Origin of the sequence: Micromonospora sonchi (assembly GCF_014646235.1) — a bacterium.
Taxonomy (GTDB): Bacteria; Actinomycetota; Actinomycetes; order Mycobacteriales; family Micromonosporaceae; genus Micromonospora; species Micromonospora sonchi.
The window spans coordinates 406,029-432,905 of sequence record NZ_BMNB01000001.1 but is presented as its reverse complement, the minus strand read 5'-3'; the positions used below and the strand labels follow the sequence as shown (position 1 = coordinate 432,905).

The 26,877-nt window shown below is 68.2% G+C and carries 25 protein-coding genes and 1 tRNA gene; 14 read left to right on the top strand and 12 right to left on the bottom strand.

Annotation, left to right across the window (positions count from 1 at the left end):
• Positions 1-152: 152 nt before the first annotated feature.
• The gene (locus IEY61_RS01940; RefSeq protein ID WP_189040453.1) at positions 153-812 is read right to left on the bottom strand and encodes a GNAT family N-acetyltransferase; all 660 of its coding nucleotides are present in this window, start codon (positions 810-812) and stop codon (positions 153-155) included.
• Between the two features lie 158 nt (positions 813-970).
• Between IEY61_RS01940 and IEY61_RS01935 the strand changes: the two genes are divergently transcribed.
• Both IEY61_RS01935 and IEY61_RS01930 read left to right on the top strand, forming a co-directional pair.
• On the top strand, positions 971-1,156 hold the full coding sequence (locus IEY61_RS01935) for a DNA repair protein (protein ID WP_189040452.1): 186 nt from the start codon (positions 971-973) through the stop codon (positions 1,154-1,156).
• Positions 1,157-1,265: 109 nt separating this feature from the next.
• On the top strand, positions 1,266-1,784 hold the full coding sequence (locus IEY61_RS01930; protein ID WP_189040451.1) for a hypothetical protein: 519 nt from the start codon (positions 1,266-1,268) through the stop codon (positions 1,782-1,784).
• Positions 1,785-1,788: 4 nt separating this feature from the next.
• Here IEY61_RS01930 and IEY61_RS01925 read toward each other — a convergent pair whose 3' ends face one another.
• Complete coding sequence (locus IEY61_RS01925; protein ID WP_189040450.1) at positions 1,789-2,502, bottom strand: Clp protease N-terminal domain-containing protein; 714 nt, start codon at positions 2,500-2,502, stop codon at positions 1,789-1,791.
• Between the two features lie 180 nt (positions 2,503-2,682).
• On the opposite strand from IEY61_RS01925, the gene IEY61_RS01920 reads away from it, so the two are divergent.
• The 5 genes from IEY61_RS01920 to IEY61_RS01900 all read left to right on the top strand — a co-directional run bounded on the left by IEY61_RS01920 (position 2,683) and on the right by IEY61_RS01900 (position 8,932).
• Complete coding sequence (locus IEY61_RS01920) at positions 2,683-3,930, top strand: glycoside hydrolase family 16 protein (protein ID WP_189040449.1); 1,248 nt, start codon at positions 2,683-2,685, stop codon at positions 3,928-3,930.
• A 130-nt stretch (positions 3,931-4,060) separates the two neighbouring features.
• Complete coding sequence (locus tag IEY61_RS01915) at positions 4,061-4,822, top strand: hypothetical protein (protein ID WP_189040448.1); 762 nt, start codon at positions 4,061-4,063, stop codon at positions 4,820-4,822.
• A gap of 115 nt (positions 4,823-4,937) precedes the next feature.
• Complete coding sequence (locus IEY61_RS01910; protein WP_189040447.1) at positions 4,938-5,789, top strand: DUF72 domain-containing protein; 852 nt, start codon at positions 4,938-4,940, stop codon at positions 5,787-5,789.
• Between the two features lie 271 nt (positions 5,790-6,060).
• The gene (locus IEY61_RS01905; protein WP_189040446.1) at positions 6,061-7,671 is read left to right on the top strand and encodes a DHA2 family efflux MFS transporter permease subunit; all 1,611 of its coding nucleotides are present in this window, start codon (positions 6,061-6,063) and stop codon (positions 7,669-7,671) included.
• Between the two features lie 124 nt (positions 7,672-7,795).
• A complete protein-coding gene (locus IEY61_RS01900; protein WP_189040445.1) occupies positions 7,796-8,932 on the top strand; it encodes a DUF7986 domain-containing protein in 1,137 nt (378 codons plus the stop codon).
• A gap of 251 nt (positions 8,933-9,183) precedes the next feature.
• On the opposite strand, the gene IEY61_RS01895 is transcribed toward IEY61_RS01900, so the two are convergent.
• From IEY61_RS01895 to IEY61_RS01875, 5 genes are all read right to left on the bottom strand, one after another.
• Positions 9,184-9,765, bottom strand: coding sequence for a DUF4760 domain-containing protein (locus tag IEY61_RS01895; RefSeq protein WP_189040444.1), 582 nt, complete (start codon positions 9,763-9,765; stop codon positions 9,184-9,186).
• Between the two features lie 72 nt (positions 9,766-9,837).
• Entirely contained in the window at positions 9,838-12,486 is a 2,649-nt protein-coding gene (locus tag IEY61_RS01890) for an RICIN domain-containing protein (protein ID WP_189040526.1), read from the bottom strand.
• 73 nt (positions 12,487-12,559) lie between these two features.
• Entirely contained in the window at positions 12,560-14,002 is a 1,443-nt protein-coding gene (locus tag IEY61_RS01885) for an RICIN domain-containing protein (RefSeq protein WP_189040443.1), read from the bottom strand.
• Between the two features lie 141 nt (positions 14,003-14,143).
• Positions 14,144-15,517: an endo-1,4-beta-xylanase gene (locus tag IEY61_RS01880; protein ID WP_229705612.1), complete on the bottom strand. Its 1,374-nt coding sequence runs from the start codon at positions 15,515-15,517 to the stop codon at positions 14,144-14,146.
• Positions 15,518-15,866: 349 nt separating this feature from the next.
• Positions 15,867-16,436 carry a TetR/AcrR family transcriptional regulator gene (locus tag IEY61_RS01875; RefSeq protein ID WP_189040441.1) on the bottom strand — a complete coding sequence of 190 codons (570 nt, stop codon included), beginning with the start codon at positions 16,434-16,436 and terminating at the stop codon, positions 15,867-15,869.
• A 53-nt stretch (positions 16,437-16,489) separates the two neighbouring features.
• On the opposite strand from IEY61_RS01875, the gene IEY61_RS01870 reads away from it, so the two are divergent.
• From IEY61_RS01870 to IEY61_RS30975, 3 genes are all read left to right on the top strand, one after another.
• Complete coding sequence (locus IEY61_RS01870) at positions 16,490-16,918, top strand: SRPBCC family protein (RefSeq protein ID WP_189040440.1); 429 nt, start codon at positions 16,490-16,492, stop codon at positions 16,916-16,918.
• A 204-nt stretch (positions 16,919-17,122) separates the two neighbouring features.
• Positions 17,123-18,367, top strand: a complete 1,245-nt coding sequence (locus IEY61_RS01865; protein ID WP_189040439.1) for a PQQ-dependent sugar dehydrogenase — start codon at positions 17,123-17,125, stop codon at positions 18,365-18,367.
• A gap of 334 nt (positions 18,368-18,701) precedes the next feature.
• A complete protein-coding gene (locus IEY61_RS30975) occupies positions 18,702-19,154 on the top strand; it encodes an NUDIX domain-containing protein (RefSeq protein WP_229705611.1) in 453 nt (150 codons plus the stop codon).
• A 119-nt stretch (positions 19,155-19,273) separates the two neighbouring features.
• Here the strand turns inward: IEY61_RS30975 and IEY61_RS01855 are convergent, their stop codons facing one another.
• The 3 genes from IEY61_RS01855 to amcA form a co-directional block, all read right to left on the bottom strand.
• Complete coding sequence (locus IEY61_RS01855) at positions 19,274-19,942, bottom strand: pentapeptide repeat-containing protein (RefSeq protein ID WP_189040437.1); 669 nt, start codon at positions 19,940-19,942, stop codon at positions 19,274-19,276.
• 176 nt (positions 19,943-20,118) lie between these two features.
• Positions 20,119-20,394, bottom strand: coding sequence for a hypothetical protein (locus tag IEY61_RS01850; protein WP_229705620.1), 276 nt, complete (start codon positions 20,392-20,394; stop codon positions 20,119-20,121).
• A gap of 68 nt (positions 20,395-20,462) precedes the next feature.
• Complete coding sequence (gene amcA, locus IEY61_RS31925; protein ID WP_308424541.1) at positions 20,463-20,621, bottom strand: multiple cyclophane-containing RiPP AmcA; 159 nt, start codon at positions 20,619-20,621, stop codon at positions 20,463-20,465.
• 430 nt (positions 20,622-21,051) lie between these two features.
• Here amcA and IEY61_RS01845 point away from each other — a divergent pair, with 430 nt between their 5' ends.
• Both IEY61_RS01845 and IEY61_RS01840 read left to right on the top strand, forming a co-directional pair.
• Positions 21,052-22,389, top strand: coding sequence for a hypothetical protein (locus IEY61_RS01845; RefSeq protein WP_189040436.1), 1,338 nt, complete (start codon positions 21,052-21,054; stop codon positions 22,387-22,389).
• Positions 22,386-22,961: a flavoprotein gene (locus IEY61_RS01840; protein ID WP_189040435.1), complete on the top strand. Its 576-nt coding sequence runs from the start codon at positions 22,386-22,388 to the stop codon at positions 22,959-22,961. The genes IEY61_RS01845 and IEY61_RS01840 overlap by 4 nt, the downstream gene beginning before the upstream one ends.
• Before the next feature lie 291 nt (positions 22,962-23,252).
• Here the strand turns inward: IEY61_RS01840 and IEY61_RS01835 are convergent, their stop codons facing one another.
• Entirely contained in the window at positions 23,253-24,110 is an 858-nt protein-coding gene (locus IEY61_RS01835) for a hypothetical protein (RefSeq protein WP_229705610.1), read from the bottom strand.
• Between the two features lie 286 nt (positions 24,111-24,396).
• Between IEY61_RS01835 and IEY61_RS01830 the strand changes: the two genes are divergently transcribed.
• Both IEY61_RS01830 and IEY61_RS01825 read left to right on the top strand, forming a co-directional pair.
• Complete coding sequence (locus IEY61_RS01830; RefSeq protein ID WP_189040433.1) at positions 24,397-25,827, top strand: hypothetical protein; 1,431 nt, start codon at positions 24,397-24,399, stop codon at positions 25,825-25,827.
• A 244-nt stretch (positions 25,828-26,071) separates the two neighbouring features.
• On the top strand, positions 26,072-26,476 hold the full coding sequence (locus IEY61_RS01825; RefSeq protein WP_229705609.1) for a hypothetical protein: 405 nt from the start codon (positions 26,072-26,074) through the stop codon (positions 26,474-26,476).
• A gap of 237 nt (positions 26,477-26,713) precedes the next feature.
• Here IEY61_RS01825 and IEY61_RS01820 read toward each other — a convergent pair.
• Positions 26,714-26,789 (bottom strand) — tRNA-Lys (locus IEY61_RS01820).
• Positions 26,790-26,877 lie beyond the last annotated feature (88 nt).

The window sequence follows — 26,877 nt, the reverse complement described above, 5'->3', positions numbered from 1 at the left end:
TATTGGACACCGTTCGGGCGGCGTTGACACCTTGCCGAAGAAGAATTGGATACGTAGCGTGATCGACGTCGAGCCACCTGCGGATCTGGGGAGGGAGGCTGCGGACCGTGGATCCGGCCCGGGATCCACGGTCCGCGCCCTGCCGTCGCTGCTCAGCTGGGATAGACCCCGTACGAGCGCCAGCGCCGGTCCGGAAAGCCGGCCGCCTCGGCCACCCGGGCCGAGGCGGCGTTGCGGCGATCGTGCAGATAGGTCGGCACGGCACCTTCGTCGAGCACCCGGCGAGCGGCCTGCGCGACGAGACGCCGGGCAAGTCCACGCCCCCGTGCGGCCGGCACGGTGCCCACTGCCAACTCGTGTCCGTACCGGTCGTGACGCTTGATCCCGACTCCGGCCAGGTAGCGACCCCGGTCGTCGCGGACCACCAGCACGGCCCGGTCGAACAGCCGCAGCCAGGAGGGCAGCCCGACGGTGCCGGGCGGGATCCACTCGCCCACGTCGGGCAGCGGCGCGGGCGCGACGCTCCAGCGGAAAACGTCGTCGTGGACCGCCCACCCGGCGTGACCGACCTCCGCCGGCAGGGCCCGCGGCAACCGCTCCGGCCGCCGAGCCAGCTCGCGAACGACCGGGACCCGGTCCGGAGGCACGGACAACACCGTGCTCGCCCCGGCGCGGACCGCGACGGCCGGACGCAGTCGCCCGTCCCAGGCCGGGGAGGTCCGCCGCCACGACCCCACCACGTGCAGACCCGGACCCGCCGGCCACTGCCCCAGCCAGGTCGCCAGATGCAGGTGGAGCCGCCGGTCGAGCATCGGTCACCTCCCGCGCCGCCGCTGCCGCTGATGTCCTCACCGTACGACGACCGGGCGCGATCGCGCCGACCGATGATCGACGGGCCGGCAACCCGATCCACCGACCGGCGTCATACCCATTTCCATACATGGACAACTTTCTCTGGAAGAGTGGGGGCATGCCATTCCAGTCGAACGACCGCCGCCGGCAGGAGACCGAGCGGGTCTGGCGGCCTCGCCGACTCGCCGGCCGCTTCCCGGCCCAGCCGCCCTACGATGACCACCGTGGCGGCGCGCTCACCTGGCGCGAGCTCAACAAGCTGCCTCCCGGCGCCTCGACCCGCCGGCACCTGAACACCCACTGAGGGGATCTCTGGCCTCGCGCCGGCACGGCGAGCCAGCACCGTCTTTCGCACACCTGTCGGGTAACGTCTGCTGGTCCCTCGACCGGTTACGACAGGAGCTACTGCACCCATGGGCAAGAAGACGATCCGTGTCTCCGACTTCAGCGGCACGGTGCTGCGCCCCGACGACGAGGCGGTCCGCGTCGTCGTCCTGGAGCACCCTGACCTGGTGGCCGGCCCTGTGCAGTTGGACGCGACACCGACCGAGGTGGAGAGCATCGACGACGCCGCGCTGGACGTGGCGGTGGTCGAGATCCACGACCGGCACGGCCACGGCGAACCGCGCCGGGTGGTGCTGACCGCCAGCGAGTTCGACGCCATGGCCACCGACACGCCGATGGCGCAACTGCTCAAGACCGCCGAGCGGGTACGCCCACCGAAGGCCCGGCGCGGCGCCGAGAAGGTCGACTACGGCACGATCGAGCACGCCGGCAAGCCGCACCGGGGGCGGGTCACCGAGGAGGAGGCCCAACTGGTGCGCGAGCGGCTCGACGAGGTGAACAAGCGCCTCGCCGACGCCGGGCTGCGCCAGATCGACCCGGCCGACCCGGAGCACGCCGCCCGGTACGGCTTCCCGACCGTTTCCTGATCGACTACTCGAACACCCGCAGCTTGTCCAGGGCCGCCACGAGGTACGCCTCGATGGCGGCCTTGTCCACGCCGAGGCCGCTGAGCACGCCCTCGCCGTTCTCCTGCTCCAGCAGGGCGAGCAGGATGTGCTCGGTGCCGACGTAGTTGTGCCCGAGCCGCAGCGCCTCACGGAAGGTCAACTCCAGCGTCTTCTTGCTGGCGGCGTCGAACGGGATCAGGTCGGGAACCTCGCCGACCGACGGTGGCAGCACGGCAGTGGTGGCCTCCCGCACCGCCTCGGCGGACACGCCGCCGGCCGTCAGCGCCTTTGCGGCCAGGCCTTCCGGCTCGACGAGCAGGCCGAGCACCAGGTGCGCCGGGGTGATCTCGGCGTTACCGGCGGCCTTCGCCTCGTTCTGCGAGGCCACCGTGACGTTGCGGGCACGCGGGGTGAACCGCTGGAATCCCTGCTGCGGGTCCATCGCCGCGTTCACGAAACGCTTCTGGGCCGCCTGCTTGCTCACCCCCATGCTGCGGCCGATCTCGGTCCAGGACGCGCCGGAGCGTCGGGCCTGGTCGACGAAGTGGCCGATCAGGTGGTCGGCGATCTCGCCGATGTGGTCGGCGACCAGCACCGCGCCGGTGAGTTGCTCGAGGGCGTCGGTGTGGGTCTGCTTGATGGTCTGGATCAGGTCGTCGAGGCGGACGGGGTTGTTCACCTGCACGGGATCAGTCATGCGTCAACCTTAGGTTGACGAAGCGGAATCGTCAACCACGGGTTGACGACGCCCGCCGGAGCGACACCAGCTGTTAACAACCTTGACTAAATCTCCTGACATCGACAAACTCGGATGCAGAGAGCGCTCTCCCTCGTCGTTGCCGGCGCATCCGCCCCTCCACCCCCGAGGAGATTCATCGTGCACGCCATCTCCCGCAGCCTCCGGCGGGCCGCCGCCGCCTTCGCCGCGGCCCTCGTCACCAGCGCGCTCGTCCTACCCGTGCAGTCCGCACCGGCCGCCGCCGCCATCGGCGGGCTCACCTGGCAGGACGAGTTCAACGCACCCGCCGGCACGCCGGTGGACCAGTCCAAGTGGCGCTTCGACATCGGCGGCCACGGCTGGGGCAACAACGAACGGCAGTACTACACCAACAGCACGAGCAACGCGGTGCACGACGGCCAGGGCAACCTCGTCATCACCGCCCGCCGGGAGAACCCGGCAAACTACCAGTGTCACTACGGCCGGTGCGAGTACACCTCGGCCCGGCTGCTGACCTCCGCCACGTTCAGCCAGGCGTACGGCCGGTTCGAGGCCCGCATCAAGATCCCCCGGGGCCAGGGCATCTGGCCGGCGTTCTGGATGCTCGGCAACAACTTCGGCAGCGTCGGCTGGCCGGCCTCCGGCGAGATCGACATCATGGAGAACATCGGCCGGGAGCCGACCACCGTCCACGGCACCGTCCACGGGCCGGGCTACTCCGGTGGCGGCGGGATCGGCGGCAGCCGCACCATCGGGCAGCCGCTGGCCGACACCTTCCACACCTACCGGGTGGACTGGGAGCCGAACGTCATCCGCTGGTACCTCGACGGTCAGGAGTTCTTCCGGGTCGACCCGGGCCGGCTGGGCGGCAACCGCTGGGTGTTCGACCACCCCTTCTTCATGATCCTCAACGTCGCGGTCGGTGGTGAGTGGCCCGGCTACCCCGACGGCTCGACCCAGTTCCCGCAGCAGATGCTCGTCGACTACGTCCGGGTCTACGGCCACGTGCCGGACGGCAACACCGGCACCACCCGGATCCGGGGTCAGCAGAGCGGCCGGTGCATCGACATCCCCAGCGCCAACCCGTACGACGGCGCACCGTTGCAGATCTGGGACTGCAACACCACCGCCGCCCAAGCCTGGACCTTCGCCGCCGACGGCACCATCCGTGCCATGGGCAAGTGCATGGACCCGGCCTGGGCCGGCACCGCCAACGGCACCGAGGTCAACCTGGTCACCTGCAACGGCAACCCGGCCCAACGGTTCACCCTCAACGCCGCCGGTGACCTGGTCAACCTCAACGCGAACCGCTGCGTCGACGTACGGGACAACAACCCGAACAACGGCGGCCGGCTCCAACTCTGGGACTGCGCCGGCACCCCCAACCAGAAGTGGTCGCGCGCCTGACCGCGCCCGGCACCCGTGCCCAGCGGCTCACCGCCGGTCGGTGGTGAGCCGCTGCGGCTTCCGGCCCGTAAGAGTCGGTGACGGGCCCGATGGGTAGTAGCCCGTGCGGTCACAAGGTGCGGGAGGCGACGTGGACGACGTTCAGCCGGCAGGCGACCTGGACAACGCGCAACAGACCCGGTTGTGGTGGTGGCTCGGTGGGGCGCTGCTGCTCGTCGTGGTGATGCTGGTCGCCGGCTGGACCTGGGTGACGGTCCGAGGCGAGGCCGGGGGTGGCCATGTCGTCACCGGCGTCGTCGAGGCGCGCGACGCCACCTTCGTGCTGCTCGACGGTGCCGACGTGATCCGGCTACGCACCGCCGACCTGGGCGAGGAGACCTACCGGGTGTCCACGCCGCGCGACGCCAGCGTCCGTCCCGTGGTCTCCGTCACCCACGGAGACCTGCTGACCAGCCTGCGCGACACCGGGCAGGACGGCCCGGCGCTGGTCGAGGTGGTGCTGCACGAAGCGGTGCGCTGGCACGTCCGACTCGACGGGGGCGCCAAGGAACAGCGCCTGGACCTGCGTACCGCCCGGCTCGGCGGGGTCGAGCTGAGCAGCGGCGCCCACCGGATCGAGCTGGCGCTTCCCCCGGCCGACGGCACCCTGCGTACCGTCCTCAGCGGCGGAGCGAACCAGGTCGTCGTGCGGCTGGCCGGTGACGCGCCGGTTCGGGTCCGCGCGGGCGGCGGGGCCGGCACGGTCACCGTCGACGGCGCCGCCCACTCCGGCGTGGCCGGCGGCACCACCTTCACCCCGGCGGACTGGCCGTCGGCGACCGAGCGCTACGACATCGACGCGGCCGCCGGGGTCGCCAGCCTCACCGTCGAGCGCAGCGACGCCGGGCGCTGACCGTGCGCATGCTCGCGGCGTGCGTACTATCGGACAGGCTGCGGCCCGAGCTGGTCAATCAGCGCATCCTCGACTTCATGGCGTCGGGCCCTTGACAGGGGAAGGTCCGGTGGGCATGCGTCTGCACGTCGGGTGTGCGATGTGGACACACAAGGCGTGGCAGGGCCGGCTGCTCCCCCATCCGCTGCCCACGCAGGAACGGCTGCGGCACTACGCCGGCTGGTGCGACGCGGTCGAGGGCAACACCACCTTCTACGCGACGCCGACCCCGGACACCGTGGCCGTGTGGGCGCGGCAGACCAGCCCCGACTTCCGGTTCGTGGTCAAGCTGCCGAAGCTCGTCACGCACGAGCGCCGGCTCACCGACGTCAACGCTCCGATGCGCGCGTTCCTGGACGCGATCGAGCCGCTCGGTCCCCGCGCCCACGCCCTCTGGGTCCAGCTGCCCGGCTCGTTCGGGCCGGCCGACGTACCCACGCTCGCCCGCTTCCTGCGCCGACTGCCCGACACCCACCGCTGCGCCGTCGAGGTCCGCCATCCCGCGTTCTTCACCGATCCGCGCGCCGGGCGGGAGCTGGAGTCGGTGCTCGCCGCCGTGGACGCCGAGTGGATCCCCTTCGACACCACAGCGTTCTTCGCCGACCCGCCGACCAGCGACGCCGAGCGGGACGCCTGGACGAAGAAACCCAGGCTGCCGCTGCGTACGGCCGCGCTGACCGACCGGCCGATCGTCCGCTACCTCGGCCGCGACGACCCGGACCGGACCGTCGAGGGCTGGCGGCGCTGGCTCGACATCACCGCCGGCTGGCTGCGCGAGGGCCGCTCACCGACCGTTTTCATCCACACCCCGGACAACGCCGACGCACCCACGCTGGCCCGCCGCTTCCACGACGAGGTACGCGCCCGCGTGCCGACCCTGGCCCCGCTGCCCGAGCCGATCCCGGTCGAGCCCACCACCCTGTTCTGAGGACCCGATCCGGGCCATCGCCCTCGCGGTGCTGCCTGTGTGACATGACGCCTGCTCGCTGACGCGCCCCTGCCGCGCGTGGCGCTGGCGTACCACCGGCCCGCGCCAGCCGGCCCACCGGTCGCGTGATGAGGAACACCTGCCGAACCCCGCGGTAGCCCGCTAAACCGGCGGCGCGCTGTCGGTGGCGGTGGCTAGTCTTCCTGACGGTCCGCGCGCCGCGCCACCATCACCGAATTCCTTCGGTCAGATCCAACTCCCAGGAGACCTCGTGACACAGCAACCTGTCGCGGCATCGCCGCCGGTCGCGACATCGGACAAGCTCGACGCCGCCGTGCTCAAGGTGGCCGGCGTCGTGGTGCTCGGCGCGATCATGTCGATCCTCGACGTGACGGTGGTCAGCGTCGCGCTGCCGAGGTTCCAGAGCGAGTTCGACGCCTCGTACGCCCGCGTCGCGTGGACCATGACCGGCTACACGCTGGCGCTGGCCACGGTCATCCCGCTCAGTGGGTGGGCCGCCGACCGGTTCGGCACCAAACGCCTCTACATGATCGCGCTGACACTGTTCACCATCGGGTCCGGCCTGTGCGCCACCGCCGACACGATCGGAGAACTGATCACGTACCGGGTGCTGCAGGGCCTCGGCGGCGGCATGCTCATGCCGATCGGCATGACGATCATGACCCGGGCGGCCGGCCCGCACCGGATCGGCCGGCTGATGGCCGTCCTCGGCATCCCGATGCTGCTCGGCCCGATCGGCGGCCCGATCCTCGGCGGCTGGCTGATCGACGTGGCGAGCTGGCACTGGATCTTCCTGATCAACCTGCCGATCGGCGCCATCGCGCTGGTCTACGCGCAGCGTGCCCTGCCGAAGGACAACCCCGAGCCGTCCGAGTCGTTCGACTTCGTCGGCATGCTGATGCTCTCGCCCGGTCTCGCCCTGTTCCTCTACGGCGTCTCCACGTTGCCCGAAACCGGCACCTTCGCCGACTCGAAGGTGTGGGGGCCGATGCTGGTCGGTGCGGCACTGGTGGTGGCCTTCGTCATCTACAGCTTCAAGCCCCGACACCCGCTGCTGGACCTGCGGCTGTTCCGCAACCGCAGGCTCACCATCGCGGCGGTCACCATGTTCGTCTTCATCATCGCGTTCATGGGCGCCGGGCTGCTGATCCCGAGCTACTTCCTCCAGGTGCGCGGCCAGTCGGCGCTGCACGCCGGCCTGCTGATCGCGCCGCAGGGCCTCGGCGCGATGCTCACCATGCCGATCGCGGGCGTGCTGGCCGACAAGATGCCGGTGGGCCGCACGGTGCCGTTCGCGCTGCTGCTGATCGTCGGCGGGCTCTTCACCTTCACCCAGCTCGACGCGGACACCTCGTACGTGCTGATCTGCGGCTCGCTGTTCGTGATGGGCCTGGGCATGGGCGGCACCATGATGCCCATCATGACCTCGGCGCTGAAGACCCTCACCGGTCACGAGGTGGCGCGCGGCACCACCCTGGTGAACATCCTCCAACAGATCGGCGGTTCCGTCGGTGCCGCGGTGATGTCGGTGATCCTCACCAACGAGCTCAACGCCTCCCCGTCGATTCCCGGCCTCACCGGCCCGAACGGCGAGCCGGTCACCGAGGCTGGGCTGGCCATCGCCGCCCAGCAGCGACCGGAACTGGCCGAGCAGATTCCCGACCCGTCGCTCATCCAGCGCGGGCTCGATTTCGCCGCCGACTCCTTCGCCACCACGTTCTGGGTGGCGTTCGGGCTGGTCCTGCTCACGTTCATCCCGGCCGCGCTCCTACCCCGGAAGCGGGAACGCTCGCACCTGCTGGACGACCAGCCCGGGGACGATCCCGGCGAGCAGCCGAAGGTCCCCGCCATCGTCCACTGACCCTCGGCCGTCGGGGCCGCCGGACACCACCGTCCGGCGGCCCCCCGGTTCTGGGCATGCGGGCGAGACACGGCTGCGTCCTCACACCCAACGCCATTGACAGATGCGAGGATGGCGCGTCGGCATGACGGAGGGCAGTCGGATGTCATCGATCGAAGAGTTGGTACGGCGAAGCGCGACGCTCAAGCGTGAGGTGCTCGACTACGCGCAGAAGCCGCGCTTCGACCGGGCGTTCCGGCAGGAGATCCGAGCCCGGTTCGGGCGGGTCGTCGTTGTCGAGGACGAGGCAGAGCTGACGAACTTCTTCGACTGGTTCATCCAGCAGCACCGCCTGCACGACGGGCGTACGATCATCGACCTGTATGTCGAGGCCCATCCCGAACTACCCGACGCCGAACGCGAATTTCTCCTCGGCTGGCGCGACGTACGCGAAGGTGTCTTCGAGGTGACCGGACGCGACGGCCCGGTCCTGCACACCGTGAACCTCCTCGACGAACTGCCCTACCGCATCCGCACCAACACCGATGAGCCGATCTTCGACCGGATGCCGCCCGGTTCGTACCTCGGCAGCCGGGTCGTCGCCGTCCACGACGACTGGCTGATCAGTGGCACCACCGCCCTCTATCCCGCTCGCGACCAGCCCGCCGCCTACGAGGCGGCCATCCGGCTCGCGACCGAGCAGCCCGCGCTCGTCTACCACAACCCGGAGCGCCTCGCCCACGCCTGGGACCTGCAACGCAAGCAGCACGCCAGCTTTGTCGCGCATTTCGGCACTGACGAGATCACGCTCGACGTGGACCAGGTCGACAAGGCCATGCAGGGGTTCTGGGACACCTACTCGGGCCAGCCGGGCATCGCCCCGCCGACGGACCTGAGCTGGCTCGACCACGGGGCCGAGACCGTCGGCGTGATCTACGACCCGCAGACCGGCCTCGGCATGTACGCCGACTACGCCCTCGCCCAGCAGGCCTTCGCCGACCCCGACCTGATGCGCCGCCGGCGACACAAAGAGGTCGTCAAGGCGTACCTCGACGATGACAGCGTCGACCCGGTCCCGCTCCAGCGGCTCGCGGCCCGCCATCCCGACAACGCCGATCGCGTCCTCCGGGCGGCCACCGGCAAACCCGCCGTCAGCTGGCAGCCGCACGGCGAGCAACTGCTGCGCAAGAACAAGGCCGACTGGTACGCCCGCAGTCACCTGCCCGCGCTCACCGTCTTCGGCGACCGCCTCGCCGCCCACGTGCGAGCATCGCAGCAGTAACGTCCAACACGTCCACTTCGCGCACAGCCAGCCGCGGCCGTGGACACGTGCAGGTCGGCCCTGTCGAGCTGATAGCGCCAACGAATCGCGGCGACGAACACCAGGGAAGAGCACCAGCGCACCGGCACCCCAGGCCTGGCCCAGGCTGCGCCGCTGGAACGACGACCTACGGCAACGACCGGTGGGACGGTGTGCCCTCGCCAGAGCCAGCGCAGCGGCTTGCGGGGCACGCTGGGGTTCACGCGGGCACGTTACGCACCGGGCTCGGCCGGGCTGGCTGCCCCGGTCGTCAGACCCAGCGCGGCCGGGTAGCGGTCGAACCGGCGCAGGCCCAGCTTGCGCAACGCGACCGGCCACGGCGTCTCGGCGGCGAGCACGACAAGATGCTCGAAGTTTGCCAGGTACGACTCGCCGCGCGCCGCCCGCTCGGCGAGGATGTACGGCTCCAGCACGGACCACGCCTCCCGGGCGCGGAACCCGCCGGTGCCGATCAGCAGGGCCGGATCGACCACGTTGAAGGCCAGCATCTGTCCCAGCCCGTTGTAGTACAGCGCGAACCGGTTCACGTGTTTACGGGCATCGGGCGGCAACTCGCTGACCGGTATTCCCGTCGGGTGGCGCGACCTCAGCTCGGTGAGCACGAACTGCTGGCTGTCCAGGAAGGCGTCACTCATCCGGTCGCGGGTGAGCAACTCGATCGCGACCAGGGTGTGGTTGGCGCTCTGTGACAGCCGCAGCTGCCGGAGCGCGAAGAACGCCGAGACACCGACGGTGATCACCGAGACCGCGGCCACGACCGCGTTGGTCACCATGGCGACATCCATGGCAGTCATCGTACGGAGGATGTTCCACCCGATCGGCGCCCCCGGGGCCGGGCAGGGCGCGCCCGGCCCCGGGCGTGGTGCTCAGCTGCGTCGGCTCCACTGCTGGTTCGCGCCGCCGTTGCACGACCAGAGAATGATCTTCGTGCCGTTGGCGGTGGCGGCGCCATTGGCATCAACACACAGTCCGGACTGCACGTTGGTGATGGTGCCGTTGGCGTTGACGTTCCACTGCTGGTTGAGTCCGCCATGGCAGTCCCAGATGATGACCGCGGTGCCGTTGGTCGTGCCCGCCCCGGACGCGTCCAGGCACTTGTTGCCGTACACGGTCAGCTGCTTGCTGGCGGTGTAGGTCCACCGCTGGTGCGTGCCGCCGGAGCAGTCCCACAGTTGCACCTGGGTGCCGTTGCTGGTGGTGGCGTTGGGGACCTCGATGCAACGGCCCGACTGGCCGCCCACGATCTGCGTGTTCTGTCCACCGCCGGCGCTCTGCTGCCGGACGATCGACTTGGATTCGGCCGATCGATTGCCCTGGGCGTCGAGGACGTAGAGCCGGTACTCACCGGACGACGTGGGCACAGCGATGGACGTGGCGTTGCCGTCTGCCCTGGTCATCGTCGGGCCGGCGGCGAAGGTGGTGGTACCGGAGGGGGCCAACCAGATGCTCCTGGCCGCGTCGCCGGTGCTTCGGATCGGAATCGACGACGTTCCGCTGCTGACCGAGGTGCTGGCCGGTAGAACGTAGTCCTGCATCGGCAGACTACGCGGCTGGGTGATGCCCCGGAACGGATCTTCGAGCCCGGAATTCACGGCGATGCCGTAGGCCGCTGCCGGCCAGACGTAGTCGGCGGAAACGAGGATGTCCTGGATCGTGCTGTTGGGCAGATTCTTGTTGGAGACCTTGTTGATCGGACCGTACGTCTGCGTGATGCTCAGATCGTGCTTGCGTCCGAAGTCGTCGGAGTTGATCATCCACGTGATGTTCTTGTCCACGCTGAGGACGTTGTCGCGGAAGGTGATGTACGCCGAGCCTTCGTCCGGGTGCAGTCCATATTTGTGGCCGGCTGGCACACCCTGGAGATAATTGTTGTGGATCGTGGTCCCCGGCTGGCTGCCCAGCGTGTAGATCGGAGCCGTGTCGCTGAGGCGCTGCACCGTGTCGATGATGTGGTTGTAGCTGATGTTGTTGTTCTTCGCCGTCGTGGTGGGCCGGTTCGGCGCGATCGATCCTGCGGACCCGTCGAAGTTCCACCACCCCCAACCGAGCGTGATGCCCGCCCACGGAGCTTTCTCGATCCGGTTGTGCTGCACGGTGAGGGAATCGGCGAAGTAGGCAGCCACTGCGCCGTGCCCGTTGAACAACACCGCGCTGTCATGGATGTAGTTGTTCTTGATCTCGATGTTCTTCGGGAGTCCCTCGACCTGAGCGGGATACTTCTCGCGGTTGCTCGACGTGTGGTCCCCGACGTAGACGTGCTGAGGATGGCCCACGGTGACAGCTGATCCAGCGATGTCGTTGGTGTAGTTGCCGATCAACTGCGTGTTCGTCACGTCGTTGACCATGTTGATCCCGTCGGCACCGGTCTGCTGGACCCGGTTGCGCTCGAGCAGGATCCCGTCGGCGTTCTGTATGTGGATGATGCCGGGAGTGACATCGACGTTGCGGTAGTAGTAGACGTGGAAGTTTCCCTTCGCGTACGCGAAGGCGCTCAGGTTGCCCTGTTGCGCTTGCTTGAACACCGAGCCGGCCACGTTGACCAGGTTCCAGTCGGAGTGCTGCACGGCTAGGCCGGAGAAGGTGATGTTGCGCGCGCGACTGCTGGTCGAGGTGCCGGCGATCCGCAGCACGGTAGCCACGTTGTTCGGCGCGAAGACCGTCGCGGTCGACATGTTCTCGGCGTTGGCCTTGTAGTAGTACAGCGTCCGGCTGGACTTGTCGAAATAGAACTCGCCCGGCGCGTCCAGGAACTCGTAGGCGTTCATGACCTTGTGGGTGCCGCCGACCTGCGCGTTGCCGTTGAACGCGCCCTGCGCGATCGCGGCACCTGGTTGCTGGAACAACGCGATCCGGTTCGCGCCATCGGCACTTGTGGTCACCTGTCGGACTCCCACGATGGCCGTGGTCCAGGTCGTCGCCGTTTCGATTTCGATGTCTTCCTGGTTTCGGGACACGGCAGGGAAGTCGGCCGTGCGATATCTCGCGCCATCACACTGCGACCCGGACTCCCAGGCCCAGTCGGCTTGCCCCGCCGTGATGTTATACGTGCCGTGGCATCCCGCCGAGTTGATCGTCTTGGACGCCATGTAGGCCCGCTGGTCGTTGACATAGAGCGTACGCAGCTTGTTGGCCCGGTCGAGCGGCGCTTTCCAGATGTTGCCGCTGTGCTGGGTCCAGCCGGTCACCTGCACACCGCCCTCAAGGATCGGCGTTTCGCCCGGGTACGCGGCATATGTGATCCGGTGGCCGTTGGTGCCGGAGTCACTCGGCCCGAACTCGATCGTGCTGCTCACCGGATAGCTTCCACCGCGAAGGTAGACGTAGATGTCGCCGGTCATGTTCGCGTTCACCGTGCGGACGGCGTCCCGCGCGCGCTGCACGGTTCTGAATGGTGATGTGATCGTGCCCGGGTTGGTGTCGCTGCCGCTCGGTGCGACGTAATAGGTTGCCTGGGTCGCGGCCGAGGCCGGAGCTTGTTGTGCCACCACGGCCGGCAACGCGGCGGAGACGAACATCGCCACCGTCAGCAACACACTTCTTCCGACAAGAACAAAGGACTTCACTCGCTGCTCCTCAAGGCGGGCCGGGTCACGGGTTTTGCAGCTGCCACTTCTGGTTGTCGCCGCCCCAGCAGGCCCAGAGCTGGACCTTGGTGGTGGTGGTGTTCACGTCCAGGCAGAGACCGGACTGGACGCTGCGGATCGTGCCGTCGCCGCCGATCGTCCACCGCTGGTTGTCGCCGCCGTTGCACACGTACGTGCCGACGATGGTGCCGTTCGCAGTCCCCCGGTTGTAGGCGTCCAGGCATTTCTGGCCGGCGAGGGCGGTGAGCTGCCCGCCGGACATCACGGTCCACCGCTGGGCGGCAGTGTTACTGCAGGGGTACACCTGGACCTGGACGTTGGCGGTGGTGGCGCCGGGGATGTCCAGGCACTGCCCGGTCCCCACGTTGCGCAGCAGGCTGACCCGGTCCGGAACGCCGCCGTCGCTCAAGCCCCAGGCGTACCTGAGACGATCGAGGCCGCTGGCGTTGGGGGTGCTGAGGGTCAGGTTGGTGCCGGTGCCGTGCAGCTTCTGCATGGCGTACCAGTCGTCGCTCTGGCCGGCGGTGACCTTGCCGCCCAGGCCCGGCCAGTAGATCGAACCGATCCGCAGCTCCCGCAGCACCGTGGTGGTGGCGCGGAAGTAGCGCACGAAGTTGTCGGCGCTGGTGGCGTCGTGGTAGTTGAGCCCGGTGTCCATCGGCGCGCCGAATTCGTCCATCACGGTACGCGCGGCGCAGGAGCCAATCGCGTCCCGCAGAAACGTCACCCACTGGTCGTAGTTCTTCGCGCCGCTGAAAAAGGTGTAGTGATGCAGCGACACCATCGTCCCGTCCAGGCGGCGGTCGGCGCACATCGACTTGATGTCGGTGTTCAGGCCAGCGCCGCTGACGAAAACGCGGTTGCGTGGGATCGACGGACGGGCGTTGAGCCAGTTGTTGACCACGTTGGCCCAGTCAGCGGCGCTGTGCCCGCCGGGCTCGTTCATCGGCTCGAAGTAGACCAGGTCGTTGGTGCCATACCTGGCGATCACGGTGTTCCACATGTTGTTGAAGGCGGTCGAGTTGACGATGCGGCCGCTGCTGGCAGCCACGCCGTCGTCCCAGTAGGAGAGGACGACCTTGAACCCCTTCGCCGTGGCGGCGTCGATCGCGCCGGTGTACGCGTTCCACCAGTTCGTACCGACGGTGTAGGTGTTGATCGGGAGCCGGACAGTGTTGGCGCCAAGGTTGTTCTGGAAGCCGGTGTAGATCGTGTTGGCCTTGGCCAGGACCGTCGCATAGCTGTCGGAGCTGCTCAGCCCGTGCAGGACCAGCGGTCCACCATGGAAGTTGTCACCCAGCCTGGCCCAGTTGACACCACGGAACTGAGTGGTGTCCGCAGCGGCCGGCGAGGCGCCGCAGAACAGCGCGACCGGCGCCGCGCCGAGAGCGGCCAGAGCGCAGGCGAGTAATCGGGCCAGGTAGCGCCTTGATCGGGACTGGACCAATGTCGTGCCCTTTCCGTGCGGTGCTCGCTGTCGTGGGTTCACCCGATGCCGCCGGCCGGGCCGGCGCGAAGCCTCTCGCTCCGCGCCGGCCCGCCTGCCAGATCAATCCGCGGCCGGGTAGCGATCGCCTGTTCCTTCGGCTCAGGCCCTTGCCCAGCGTTGGTTGGTGCCGCCGTGGCAGCTCCACACGATCACCGCGGTGCCGTTGGCGGTGCTGGCGCCGTTGACGTCCAGGCACAACCCGGTCTGCGCGTTGCTGATCGTGGCGTTGCTGTTCATGACCCACTGCTGGTTCACACCGCCGCTGCAGTCCCAGATCTGCACCCGGGTACCGGCGGCGGCGTTGTTCGGCACGTCCAGGCATTTGCCCATCACCTGAAGCGCCCGCCCGTTCTGGGTGAACTGCTGGTTCGCCGCGCTGTGGCAGTCCCAAATGATCATTTGTGCACCGTTGGCCGAGCTCGCGCCGTTGACGTCCAGGCACCGGCCGGACGCCTCGTTGCGCAGCCTGTTGCCGGTCGGGTTCGGGCTCGGGTTCGTGCCGCCGTTGAGGGCGTCGAGGACCGCCGTGTACGCGGCCTTCTTGTTGCCGGCGCAGTCGAACAGCAGGGCGTTGTCGCCGCCGCGCCAGGAGTCACAGTCCCGTACGCCCCACACCGTGATGCCCGTGCAGCGCGACACCGCCAGGCAGGCGCGGGTGACGGTGCCGTAGATGTTGGCCTGGTTGCCCCCCTGGGTGACGTCCAGCTCGGTGATCTGCACGTCCACGCCCAGATCGGCGAAGCGCTGCAGGTTGGCCTGGTAGTCACCGGGGATCGAGGTGCCCAGGTGGGACTGGAAGCCGACGCAGTCGATCGGCACGCCACGGGACCTGAAGTCCCGGACCATGTTGTAGATGCCGGTCGACTTCGCGTTGATCCCGTCGGTGTTGTAGTCGTTGTAGCAGAGCTTCGCGCCGGGGTCGGCCGCGCGGGCGGCGCGGAACGCGGCCTCGATCCAGTCATTGCCGGTGCGCTGCAGGTTCGAGTCGCGCCGGCCGCCGCTGCCGCCGTCGGCGAACGCCTCGTTCACCACGTCCCAGGAGTGGATCTGTCCCCGGAAGTGGGTGGCCACCTGGGTGACGTGGTTGATGGCGGCGTTGCGCAGGTCACCGCCGGACAGACCCTGTGCCCATCCGGGCTGCTGGGCGTGCCACAACAGGGCGTGTCCACGTACCGACATGCCCCGCGAACGGGCGTGGCTGACGATGCGGTCACCGGCGCTGTAGTTGAAGACGCCCCGCTGCGGTTCGGTCGCGTCCCACTTCATCTCGTTCTCGGCGACGAGGCTGTTGAACTCGCGGTTCAGCACCGTCATGTACGTGTTGTCATTGAACTTGTAGGTGCCGACCGCGGCACCGAAGTAGCGGCCCTTCTCCGCCGCCGAGGCACCCAACGTGCTGGCCGCGCTGGCGGCGCCGGCGGGCACCAGCGCCATGCCGGCCGCCAGCAACCCGGTTGCCAGCGCGGGCAGCATCGCTCTGGTCCGCCACCGTCGCCGCGGAGAACCGTTCGAATGTACGAGATCTTCCATGTGTCAGCACCTTCCCAAGGTCGAATCACGTCGACGGTTAGCGCTAACATCACCGGCCGGCTCAGGCTGCCGACCGAGTGACACAGGGAACGAGAGAACGCTACGCGTCGATGGATCTGAGATTGCCACAAAGTTGCAGGGCACTCAAGAAGCTCCTGCCTGCGACGCTATGGAAATTTACGCCCTTCGAGGTTGTCGCGGCGCTTGCCATGACCGTCGGCACCATCCGGCGTGGATGATGTTGGCAAGGTGAGCGATAACGTAGATGACGTCGATCAATGCGCGTACGGCGTCAGGCGCATCCCTTGGGAGGGAGCACCAGGTCGACGAACAGGTCCATCGCCTCGTCCGCGCCGGCCGCGTCACCCGTGACCAGGGCGTCGTGCAGCAGCCCGCGGGCAACGCCGAGTCCGAGCCGGGCCTGCACCCGCGCCCGCTCCGGAGGCACGCCGGCCCGCTCGCAGATGCCCGTCAGCAGCTCGATCCACGGCTCGACGGCCGTCTCGGACAAGCCACTGGCATGCGGTCGACCCTGCATGGCGTGCGCGGAAAGCTCGAAGAAGAGTGGCCCGTACCGCCGGGCCGCCGCTGAAACCGTCGACCAGAACTGGCGCGCGACCGCGCGCGGGTCGGCATCGGCATCCGCGGCGAGTGCGGCTAGCGCGTCGCGCTGACCTGCCTCGACCGCTTCGCGCACCGCCACGAGCAGCCCCTCACGGGAGCCGAAGTGGTAGATCAGCATCCGGTGGCTGGTCCCGAGCTCCTCCGCGATCGCACGCAGGCTGTGGTCACCGACGCCACGCTCGGCAAAGTACTCGACAGCCGCCCGCACCAGCTGCTCTCTCCCTCTGGACGCCGCCATGTTCCAAATGGTACATCTGGGCTTGTACCAGATGGTACAAACGAGGAGGACCGATGGAACTGGTCGCCGAGCGCGATGTGCACGCGAGCACCGCCCGGGTGTGGGCGGCACTCACCGATGTGCAGAACTGGCCACGGTGGACGGATTCGATGCGCGAGCTCCGGCTCCTCGACGGCAGTCTGGGGCTCGGCAGCCGCGTACGGATCGTCCAGCCGCGCCTGCGCCCGATGGTCTGGACGGTCATCGAGTTCGTCGTCGAGCGGGAGCTGACCTGGACCGCCAAGGCGGCCGGGGTCGTCACGACCGCCACGCACTCGCTGCGCCCCGGCACGGACGGGACGACCCGACTCCGGCTGGGTCTTCACCAGCGCGGGCTGCTCGCCCCCGTCCTCACCGCGCTGCTTGAGCGACGCTCCCGCCACTACGTCGAGTTGGAGATCGACGGACTCCGGGCGGCCGCCGAGGCGCCGCTCCCCCAGTAAGGAGGGAGGGGCGCTGACTTATCCACTCCGCCAGCCGTGGGGCGGCGCCTCCCTCGACCAGCCGATGACCTCCTGTTAGCGACAGAACCTCTGGTCAGGGGCTCACTCTGTCGCCGACTCCAGTTTGTCATTGACGACAATTGATGTATTGTCGGAGCGCTCCCAGATCGCGTCCCCACTCCACCTGCTCGAGGAGCTGAGAACATGTTGCGGCGTCGTTGTCGCCCGGCCCCCGTGCTGGCCGGGCTGTTCGTTCTGGCCCTGCTTGCGGTCCTGTTGCCACCGGCGGCGGTGTCCGACACCGCCGCGGCCGGCACGTCCCGCGCCAGGCCGGTGCCACTCACCGAGCTGACCGTGGTGTCCGAACAGGTGGCTTTCGGTCTGCAGCGTCCGGTCGCGCTCACCGGGTTGCCGGACGGCCGAATGCTGATCGCGGAGAAGACCGGCACTGTCCGCTCCTACCACCCCAGCACCGGCTTGGCGGCCAAGCCGGTGCTCGACCTGACCGCCCGGGTCGACACGTCGGACAACGAGCGCGGCCTCCTCGGCATCACGCCTGCGCCGGACTTCACGCGGACCGGGATGCTCTACGTGGCCTACACGAGCCTGCCGGCCGGCACGCTGACCCTGGCGCGAGTGCCCCTCGGCGCTCCTGGGCGGTTGCAGGTGCTGCTCACTCAGGCGCACGCCGAGTACGGCAACCACAACGGCGGACAGGTGGCGTTCGACCGCGACGGCTACCTGTACTGGTCCCTCGGCGACGGCGGCCACGCGAACGACCCGTTCAAGGCCGGTCAGGACCTCGGCACCCTGCTCGGCAAGATCGTGCGGATCAACGTCAACCGCACCTGCGGGGGAAAGCCCTACTGCGTGCCCGCCGACAACCCGTTCGTCGGCAAGCGCGGCGCGCGGCCGGAGATTTGGGTCTATGGGCTGCGCAACCCGTGGCGGTTCTCCGTCGACCCGGTCGACAACTCGCTGTGGATCGGTGACGTCGGCCAGGGCCTGGTCGAGGAGATCAACCACATCCGCCCGTGGCAGCGTGGGGCGAACCTCGGCTGGTCGTGCCGGGAGGGCACCCCGGTGTTCGACCCGGAGCAGTGCCGGCCCGGCGTGCGGTACACCGACCCGGTCTTCGAGTACCCCCATTTCATGACGGATGGCTGCTCGGTGACCGGCGGCGTGGTGTACCGAGGGTCCGCCACCCCGGAGGCATGGGGGACCTACGTCGCGAGCGACTACTGCTCGACCCGCGCGTACGCCGTGCGCCCCAAACCCACGGGCGGCTACGAGACCGCCGAGATCGGCAACTTCCCCATCCAGCCGACCGCGATCGACAGGGACGTGCACGGCGAACTGTACGTGCTCAGTGACCTGCCGGGATGGCTGAGCCGGGTACGGTTCCAGCGCGTCCAGCCAGCCTCTGGCGGCGGGGTGGCGGGCCGCTGAAACCCGGGCTCCGCATCCGCAATACCCCTTTCGGGGACGGCCGCGTCCGGGCGGCCGTCCCCGGCTCACTCCGATGCAGCCGGCGCACCGGCGCCTTGAACCAGGTCGCCATCACCATGCTGCGCCAGCACCGCAGGCGAAAGAATCTTGGGCTGCAGATGCCCCTATCTCATTATCTGAGCGGCATCCGCCGAGCCCTGCGCTCGGGGTGAATCTGCAGTCGCCGCGCGGTCGCCGGACCCGCTCGATTCCGGCGAAACACACGAGGCGAGCCCGTAGGGTCTGCCGCGTGGCAGAGACACAGACCAAACCTGATCTTTCGTACATTGCCAACGTGACGCGCGTCCGCGCAGCCGCCGGCATCATCCTCCGTGACGAGGCCGGTCGGGTGCTGGTGGTCCACCCGACCTACAAGGACGTGTGGGAGATCCCCGGCGGGACCGTGGAATCAGACGAGTCCCCGGCGGACGCATGTGTCCGAGAGGTCAGGGAGGAACTGGGCCTGTCGGTGCCCGCAGGAGCGCTGCTGTGCGTCGACTGGGTGCCGGCCAGCCCACCGTGGGACGGCGGACTCATGTTCGTATTCGACGGTGGAGTGCTGACAGCGGACCAGGTCACGACGATCCGCCTGTGCCCCGACGAGCTGGACCGGTACGAGTTCGTCGAACCGGAACGCCCCGACGAAGTGTTGATTCCTCGGTTGGCCCGGCGGGTTGCCGCAGCGGTCGCCGCCATCGGACATGGCGGTCTCTATCTTGAGGACGGAATCGCGACCTCAAGCAGGTAGTCGGCCGCACTGAACCATGAAGGTGCGCAGGTCAGGTCAGGCGACGCGGAGCTCGAGGTGGGCACCGAGGCAAGGACGGCCTCGACCTGTAGTCAGGCGGTCATCTGCCTCGGCCTCGGTCAACCCGCGGCACGGACGACGATACTCAGCGCCTCGACGGCTAAGCGGGTGAGATCAGGAAGCTGGTCTTCACCGAGAACGACGCCGTGAACGTTGTCCAACGGTGTCCTGAAGTGGTGCAACCGGCTGCCCCGCAGGTCGGCGCCGTCGAAGCGGCAGGATTCCAACTCCAGGTCGCTCAGATCGCAGGAGCGCAGGGCGATGCCAGACAGGCGGCAGGACGACCAACTGCCATGGCTGAGGGTGCAGTTGGTGAAGGCCACCGAACCTGCCACGCTGACGCGGTTCAGGGTGGCGTAGTCGAACCGGCAATTGTCGAACAGGACGTCTTTGAGGCGAACGTCGATGAGCCGAGCGCCGGTGAACCGGGATCCCGTGAACGAGCACCGCTCGATGCTGATGCCGGTGAGGGTCGAGCCGGACATGTCCGTCCCCACGACCTCGCACCCGTAGAGAGCCCCCGCTTCCCAGCTGACCTCACCGAGGTCCGCGCCGGTGATCCGGCAGCCTCGGACGCTCTGATCCACAAGCTGCTCGCCACGCCATGAGACCCCATCGACGAGGCCGTCGCGGACGTCATGGTCGGACAGATCGCTGACCTGGTCGAGGTCCTCCGGATCGAGGTCCGGCAGGAGAATGGTCACGTCGCCCACGGTGGTCGTCCGCATGTCTCCTCAACCTGTCTGGGCGCGGGATGGGCACGCCACCCCGCGTCGAACCGCGCCGCCGGTCAGCGGACGACTATCTCTTTTGTTCCAGGTGGCTCTCGAACTTCCCTTGTCCAGTGTGTGGAACCTGCTGGCGATCACCGGCTGACGATTGACGTTGATGAGGCCGATGGCATTCACGATGTCTCCTCGTTCCCGATCGCCGTGGCGGTGTTCACTCGGTAGGCGTGGGTGCGGGCAGGCCACCCGAGGAAGCGGTCAAATAGTGAGGCGGCACCACCCGCCTCATTGGTATCGACCCGGTGCAGGTCATCGATTGCGTCGTGCAGGCAACTGGCCAGGTAGAGGAACAGGCTCACCGGGCTGTCCCGGTACTCGGCCGCGAGAGCGAGCTTGGCCGCGCCGCACGGCCACGGCTGACCGCACCGCCGGCAAAGCCACAGCGGCTGCATTGGCAGATGTTCCTGCCGGAACAGCGCTGCACGATGCGCTCGGGCCCGGCCCTGGTCCCGGTCGCCGGTCACCGGCGGTCACGCTCTCGTGCCTGCCGCTCGAACACGATCCGCCAGACAGGCGTCAGCAGCGGCGGGTCGGCCCGGCCCGGCCGCGCCACCGGTGGAACATCCGCTGCACGGTCTCGTGGCGGTTCACCGGCTGCGGCGTTGCGCGAGACGTACACGGTCACGACCGACCTCCGGTCGAAGCTGTCACCTGTGCGCGGTGGGCTTGCCGGCGTGCCGACAAGCCCACCGCCGTCGGCCAGCGGCGGGGAGCTGACCGCCGGTCACCCGTCCACGCAGCCCTGCTGGCGGTACGCGAACGGGGAATCACCCGTGCGGTCGACGGAGTGCCCGGCGCGAGCACTTGCCGGTGCGTCGGGTCGCGTTCCGACCTGCCGCCGATCGGCACATCCATCTGGATCTCCCTGGCGTGAGATTGCCGCTGACCTGCCGGAGCGCTCGGGGGAAGCGGCGTACCGGCACATTCAGCCTGGCCCGGGGAGCCGGCCGCCGGAATGTCCGGCCGGTGCACTGGCGGTGCACCTGCCGTCACCCCACGTGGCGGTACGATCGCCAGGCCGAGGACTGTCCGTTTCGGAAGGACATGCGATGGCTCCGGTGACGACCTGGACCGGCCGGGAGGCGAACACACTGCGCAACGCGCTGCGGATGAGCGTGACCGCCTTCGCCGAGCACTTGGGCGCGGCCCGACGGACCGTGGCCAAGTGGAGCAGCCAGGGCGACAAGGTCCTCCCTCGCGCCGACATGCAGGCTGCGCTGGATACCGTGCTGGCCCGAGCCACACCCGACGCCCGGGAACGCTTCGAGGCCCTGCTGACGACGGGCACCAGCGGTGCAACCGCAGGCACCAGGCTGCCCGATGCCGGCGTGGATACGGATACTGGCGGTGACGGACAAGGTGGCTCGGGCTCGGATGGTGACGTGCGACGAAGAGATCTGCTACGCGGGGCCACGATCGGCGTCGCCGCTACGCCCAGCGTCGCGCCACTACTCGACGCGCTCGTCTCGCCATGCCACACGAAAGCGGTGGCGCTGTCCGGTCCACAGTTCTCCCGAGCCGTGGCCGCCACGAAGATCGACTACCAAGCCTGCCGGTACGAACGCGTTCTCGACCAGCTCGTAACGCTGCTGCCGGCACTCGAACCGGCCAGGGCCGGAGCGCAGGGCGCACAGAGAACGCAGGCCGAAGTCCTGGCTACGGACCTCTACCACGTCGTCGGCAGCGTCCTGCTCAAGGTCGGCGACCGAGGGATGGCCCTGGTCGCGGCCGAACGCAGCACGCGAGCCGCTGCGGCGAGTGAGGACCCAGTGGCCGTCGCCACGAGTGCTCGGATCATGACCCACGCCCTGATGAGCAACGGCCACGACAAGCAGGCAGTGACCCTCGCCGGCAACGCAGCCGGCGTACTCGACCAAGACACCCGCCTCACGTCGGCTGACGCGGTAGCCGTCTACGGCGCCCTCGTCCTCCGAGGTGCCGTCGCCGCCGCCCGCAGCGATGACCGTGATACCGCGCAAGCGATGCTCGATGAGGCGAGCCGCGCCGCCGCCCGGCTCGGCTACGACGGCAACGACCGCTGGACCGGGTTCGGTGCCGCCAATGTCCTGCTTCACCGGGTCAACGTCGCCCTGATCCTCGGCGATGCCGGCACAGCTATCGGCATCGCGCGGACGGTACCGCTGGACAAGGTGACGATCGCTGAACGCAGAGCTTCGCTGTACGTCGATGTCGCCCGCGCCTACACCCAGTGGGGACGCTATGAGCACGGCCTGACCGCGCTGCGCACCGCGTACGAGGTGGCACCCGAGGAAGTCCGCTGCCGCCCGGCCGTCCAACGCATCGCCACCGACCTCGCGCTCCTTGCCAAGGGCCCGGCCCGCACCGCCGTCGTCGACTTCGCACGAGGGGCCGGGATCCGGCTATGACCGGCGGCCACCTGCAGATCGTCATCTGCGCCGCCGGGCCCGCCGCCGACGTGACCCAACTGATCAGCGCCGCGCAGAAGCACTCCTGGACGACCACCGTCACCGCCACACCCAACGGCATCGACTTCATCGACGTGCCTGCGATCGAGGAGCTGACCGGTGCTGCGGTGCGGTCCAGCTATCGGGTCTCCTCCGGCGACCGCCGTTCGCTACCCGCCGCCGACGCCCTGGTCATCGCACCAGCGACATACAACTCGATCAACAAGATCGCCCTCGGCCTCGCCGACAACTACGCCATGACCTCGGTCACCGAACTGATCGGACGGCAGGTGCCGACCGTCATCGTCCCGTTCGTCAACGCCGCCCTCGCCGCCCGTTCGCCCTTCCGTCGTGCCGTGGCCAGCCTCCGCGACGAAGGGGTACGCGTCCTACTCGGCCCCGAAGACCAATGGGAACCACACCCGCCCGGCAGTGGGAAAGACCGCCAGCGCACCTTCCCCTGGACAACGGCATTCGAGACAGCAACCGGACTTGCCCATGCGGCTCGGTCGGCCACGTCCGGCCACGGCTGACCGAAACCAGGCCTGGCCCGGGTCGGGCCTACCCAGGCGTCCGTAGGCATCGCACCGCGTCCCACCGGCGCCAACCTGTCCGCCAACTTCCGAGCGTGACTACCCCACACCGGCGTACGTAAAGGCCCCATTCGGCAGAGATCTACCAGCTCGGGGCCTTGCTCGATGGTGCGCCGTCAGGGACTCGGACCCGAACTCGCAGATTTCAGCTCTGAGCGGGCGATGAGCCGTTACTTGTACACGCCTTTCCCGGGCCAGCCTCTGCCGTGAGTGCTCCGACGAGACGACCGACTACACGGCAGGCGACTCGGGGATGCGCCAGGTGATCCGAAACCGTTCGGCGTCGGGAAGTCCGAGCGGGCCAAATGGGCTGATCTCTTTAATTAGGTAACCGAAGACCATGTGGTGTGCCTCCTCCGATACCTCGTCCCAGGTGTCTGGAGTCACGATCATGACCTCGCGCATCAGACTCGGATCCGACTCGTTCTCCAGCATCTTTGCTCGGTCTTCCCGGTCCATCGACTCGTCGGCACGCATGGCACGGATCGACTGCGCGAGGAGGTTCGGCTCGCGGCCAAGACGCCTCAGCACTTCCTGGCAGCCGTATTGGTAGGCCGCGTGCGCCTCCAAGTCCTCTAGGCCGGGATTGCGGTAGCCGTACGGTGCGCCCTCTGCCGCCCCGACGTAGTCACCCTTGAGCGTGTGCAGCAGGATCCGCAGCGCGTCTTCGACCCCATGGTCCTCGATGAATCGCGCCATCCCATGGACCCATTGCTCCTCAGAAATCAGTGGCTCGTGCGGGGCGGCAAGCGAGGGATGGATCTCGATGGCGCTGAAAGGGTTGATCAATATGCCCATGATTAGTTCTGGCGTCCACTTGCCGTCCTCACCTCCCCAGCCGCCGTTCACGAGTTCCTGGAACGACTTCAGAGCGCCGGATTCCCCTTCACCAATCGCGCGCCACAGCGGCAGGAACCTGGCTGTCTCGGACTCCTCGTTCCGGGGCGGGCTGCACAGTCCGGCCAGGGTCACGACGATGTCGTGGACAGTCTCCCAGCGCGGCACCCGTTTCCCGGTGATGGCGGAGCGCACGGTCTCGTGGCTCGCGGCTGACCTCGCGTCTTCTCGTTCATTGATGAGCGCGCTCACCTTTCGGCAGCTCACCCGACCGGCCGCGCGGTGCAGTTCCTGCAACGCCTCTGACAGCTCTCGCTGTCGGTCTGCCGGCCGAGATGAGTCACTGGAAGTGGCCAAGGGACTGCCTCTCTGTTCCAAGTGTCAACTTCCGCCAGCACAGTAGGAGCCGTGAGCTAGAGCCGAGTCAATATTCGTCAAGTTAGCCGGTCCGCCCGCCAAACCGTGACTCGCGGCCGACTGGTGAGGTGAGCATGGAGAAGGCGCCGACGGAGCGCCGTCGTCCGAGGAGTTGCCGCGCATGCACATCCCTGCCTACGCCCATGACTCGATCCGCGCCGCCGCGCTTCGCAACGTGCCGACGTCTCGGCAGGCGGGCGGCCTGGACTGCTGCCTGTGCGACAAGCCGTTCGGTGAAGACCTCGCTCCCGTACCGCTCGGGCCGGCACCGACGTCCGGGCTGTTCGGATGCCGACCTTGTCTGACCCGGTTGGTCACCCGGGCTCGACGGGCCCGCGACGCCGCGCTGGCCCGCCACGCCGAGCGCGCCCGGGCGGATTCCGCGTACTGGATGTCGGTACGCGAACGCCATGTTGCCCGGCTATCCAGCGTGCGGCAGGCCGCTGAGGCCGTGGCCGGGCTGGCCCGGGGCGAAGATGTGGAGGCGTTACGTGTCGCCTGGCTACTCGTCTCGCTGGAGTCCGCGTACACCTGGATCCCCGACGCCCCGGAACCACCGGCCTCTGTGGATCGTGAGGATCCAGAGATGAAGAACGAGGCATTCCGGCTCGACCTGGCAATGATCACGGCGCGGGAGGCGGTGGCGGAGCGGCTGACCTATCACCTGATCAACGAGGGGCACCCCGAGGAGCCCGAGATGTGCGAGGAGTTCGAATGCCCGGAAGGCTGCTCGGGACGCCATGACTCCACGCACATCGACTGCGGGCCGGACGCCGTCTTCGATGATCTGGCGGAGCACGGCGTCACCGTGGAGCAGCCAGAACACGATCCCCTGTCACCTCGGCTTGCGGCCCCCTTTGGGAAGACTGAGGCTGAGCAGAAGCATTCGCGACTTCCGGACATCGAGGAGCGGGCTTCCGTTGTTCTGGCGCACTTCGGAATCGATGCGGACGACACCGACGCCCTAGTGAGCGCGGCGGCGGTCGGCCTGGTAGCTGATGCCTGGTGCGAGGGGCCGCTTAACGCGATCCACACGGACAACGACGGGCCGAACGACGGGGAGATCTTCGCCCAGAGCGTCGATCTATACCGCCGGGCCCGCGCGGCACTGATGGCCGCGCGGAACGACGAACCCGAAGCCTTACTCGCGTTCGTGGCCGTCGCCACGGACATAGACCTTCCGTGGGCCGGCGGCTCGCGCTTCGCGCTGCGGTCGACGTCTGGCTTTGTGCCGGAGTTTGTCCAGCACGTCAACGACCGGGTCTGGTTCACCATGGAGGTGATGCGGGAGCGGGGCTGGCGCGCCGGGTTGCTGCATAGAGCCGCTTCGGCCGCGTTCAAGGCTCCCACTCACTTCGGAATGCCACGTTGGCCCAGCGTCGTCGCCTCTGCGATGGAACGTCTCGCCCTGCTGGACCAGGCCGGCGCGCCCGAGGCGCTAGCGGACCTCGCGGCAGTGAAGACCTCATTGCTCGAAGCACCCGACCGACTGGGGGCAAACGCCCTCAACTGGATCTCTGACCAGGCGCTGCTCGGCTGGTGCGCCCCGTGAGCTGGGACAACCTAAGCCTGATCATCCTTGCCGCCTTTGGTTGCCTCACGCTCCTGCTGACGCAGGTAGGCGAGTTGTTGTCGAAACTACCGCAGATCATCCGTGCTTGGCGGCAGGTGCGGAACGAACTGCGCAACGGGACTGATCATGACTGCCAGGACGCCTCGCAGGAGGCTCACGGAGGTTCCCCTTGGGATATGGACACCGGGTTATGCCGCGATCGGGTGCAACGACGTCGGTGTGAGTGCTCGTACCTCGTCGGATCAACAAGACCCTCGACCTGCTCGCCAATACCGCCAAGCAATTCATCACAGAGGCGTTGTCGCGACAATTCGATCCGGGGCTGCCCCGGCTGGTGGCCAACGCCGTCATCCGCCTCGTCGTGGACGTGTGGTCAGCCCTGGCGAGGCTGCTGGAGGCTCACTTTCCCCTCTTGGGAACAGACACCCTGCGCGCCGCCCGAATGCTGGCCATCTTTACCTGCCCCTCGGTCGAACACCACGTCGAACACCACCCGGAGGTCTACAAGCACGCCGTCAGGCCGCTCATGGATGACACGTACGAGATCATCACTGACGAGCTCAAAGAGCATGTAGCAACCCTTTTCAGCGCGTGGTGGCGGCGGCGCTCTCCGGAAGCTCTCACCTGACGCCCCGGTACGGACCAAACGTCCAGTTCATCACCTGCACTGGCGCCACGCCAACCGGTCCATCGACCCCGTACGGCGGAAGAACGTAAGCCATCGCATCCGCGAGGAGCGGGGCAGTCCCACCAACGCCGAAGCGTCTAACCGCTCCCGAGCACTCGCCGAGCGACCACCCGCCGCCCGCGTACGCAAAAAAGGCCCCGACCGGCGGAGATCTACCAGGTCAAGGGCCTTGCTCATTGGTGCGCCGCGTAGGACTCGAACCTACAACCCGCGGATTAAGAGTCCGCTGCTCTGCCAGTTGAGCTAGCGGCGCTCGCTGACAACGGGGAGAACACTAGCACGGCCGGTTGACCCTGTTCCAATCCGATACCCGGGTCCCCCCTTCGGTCGAGCTTTTGCGG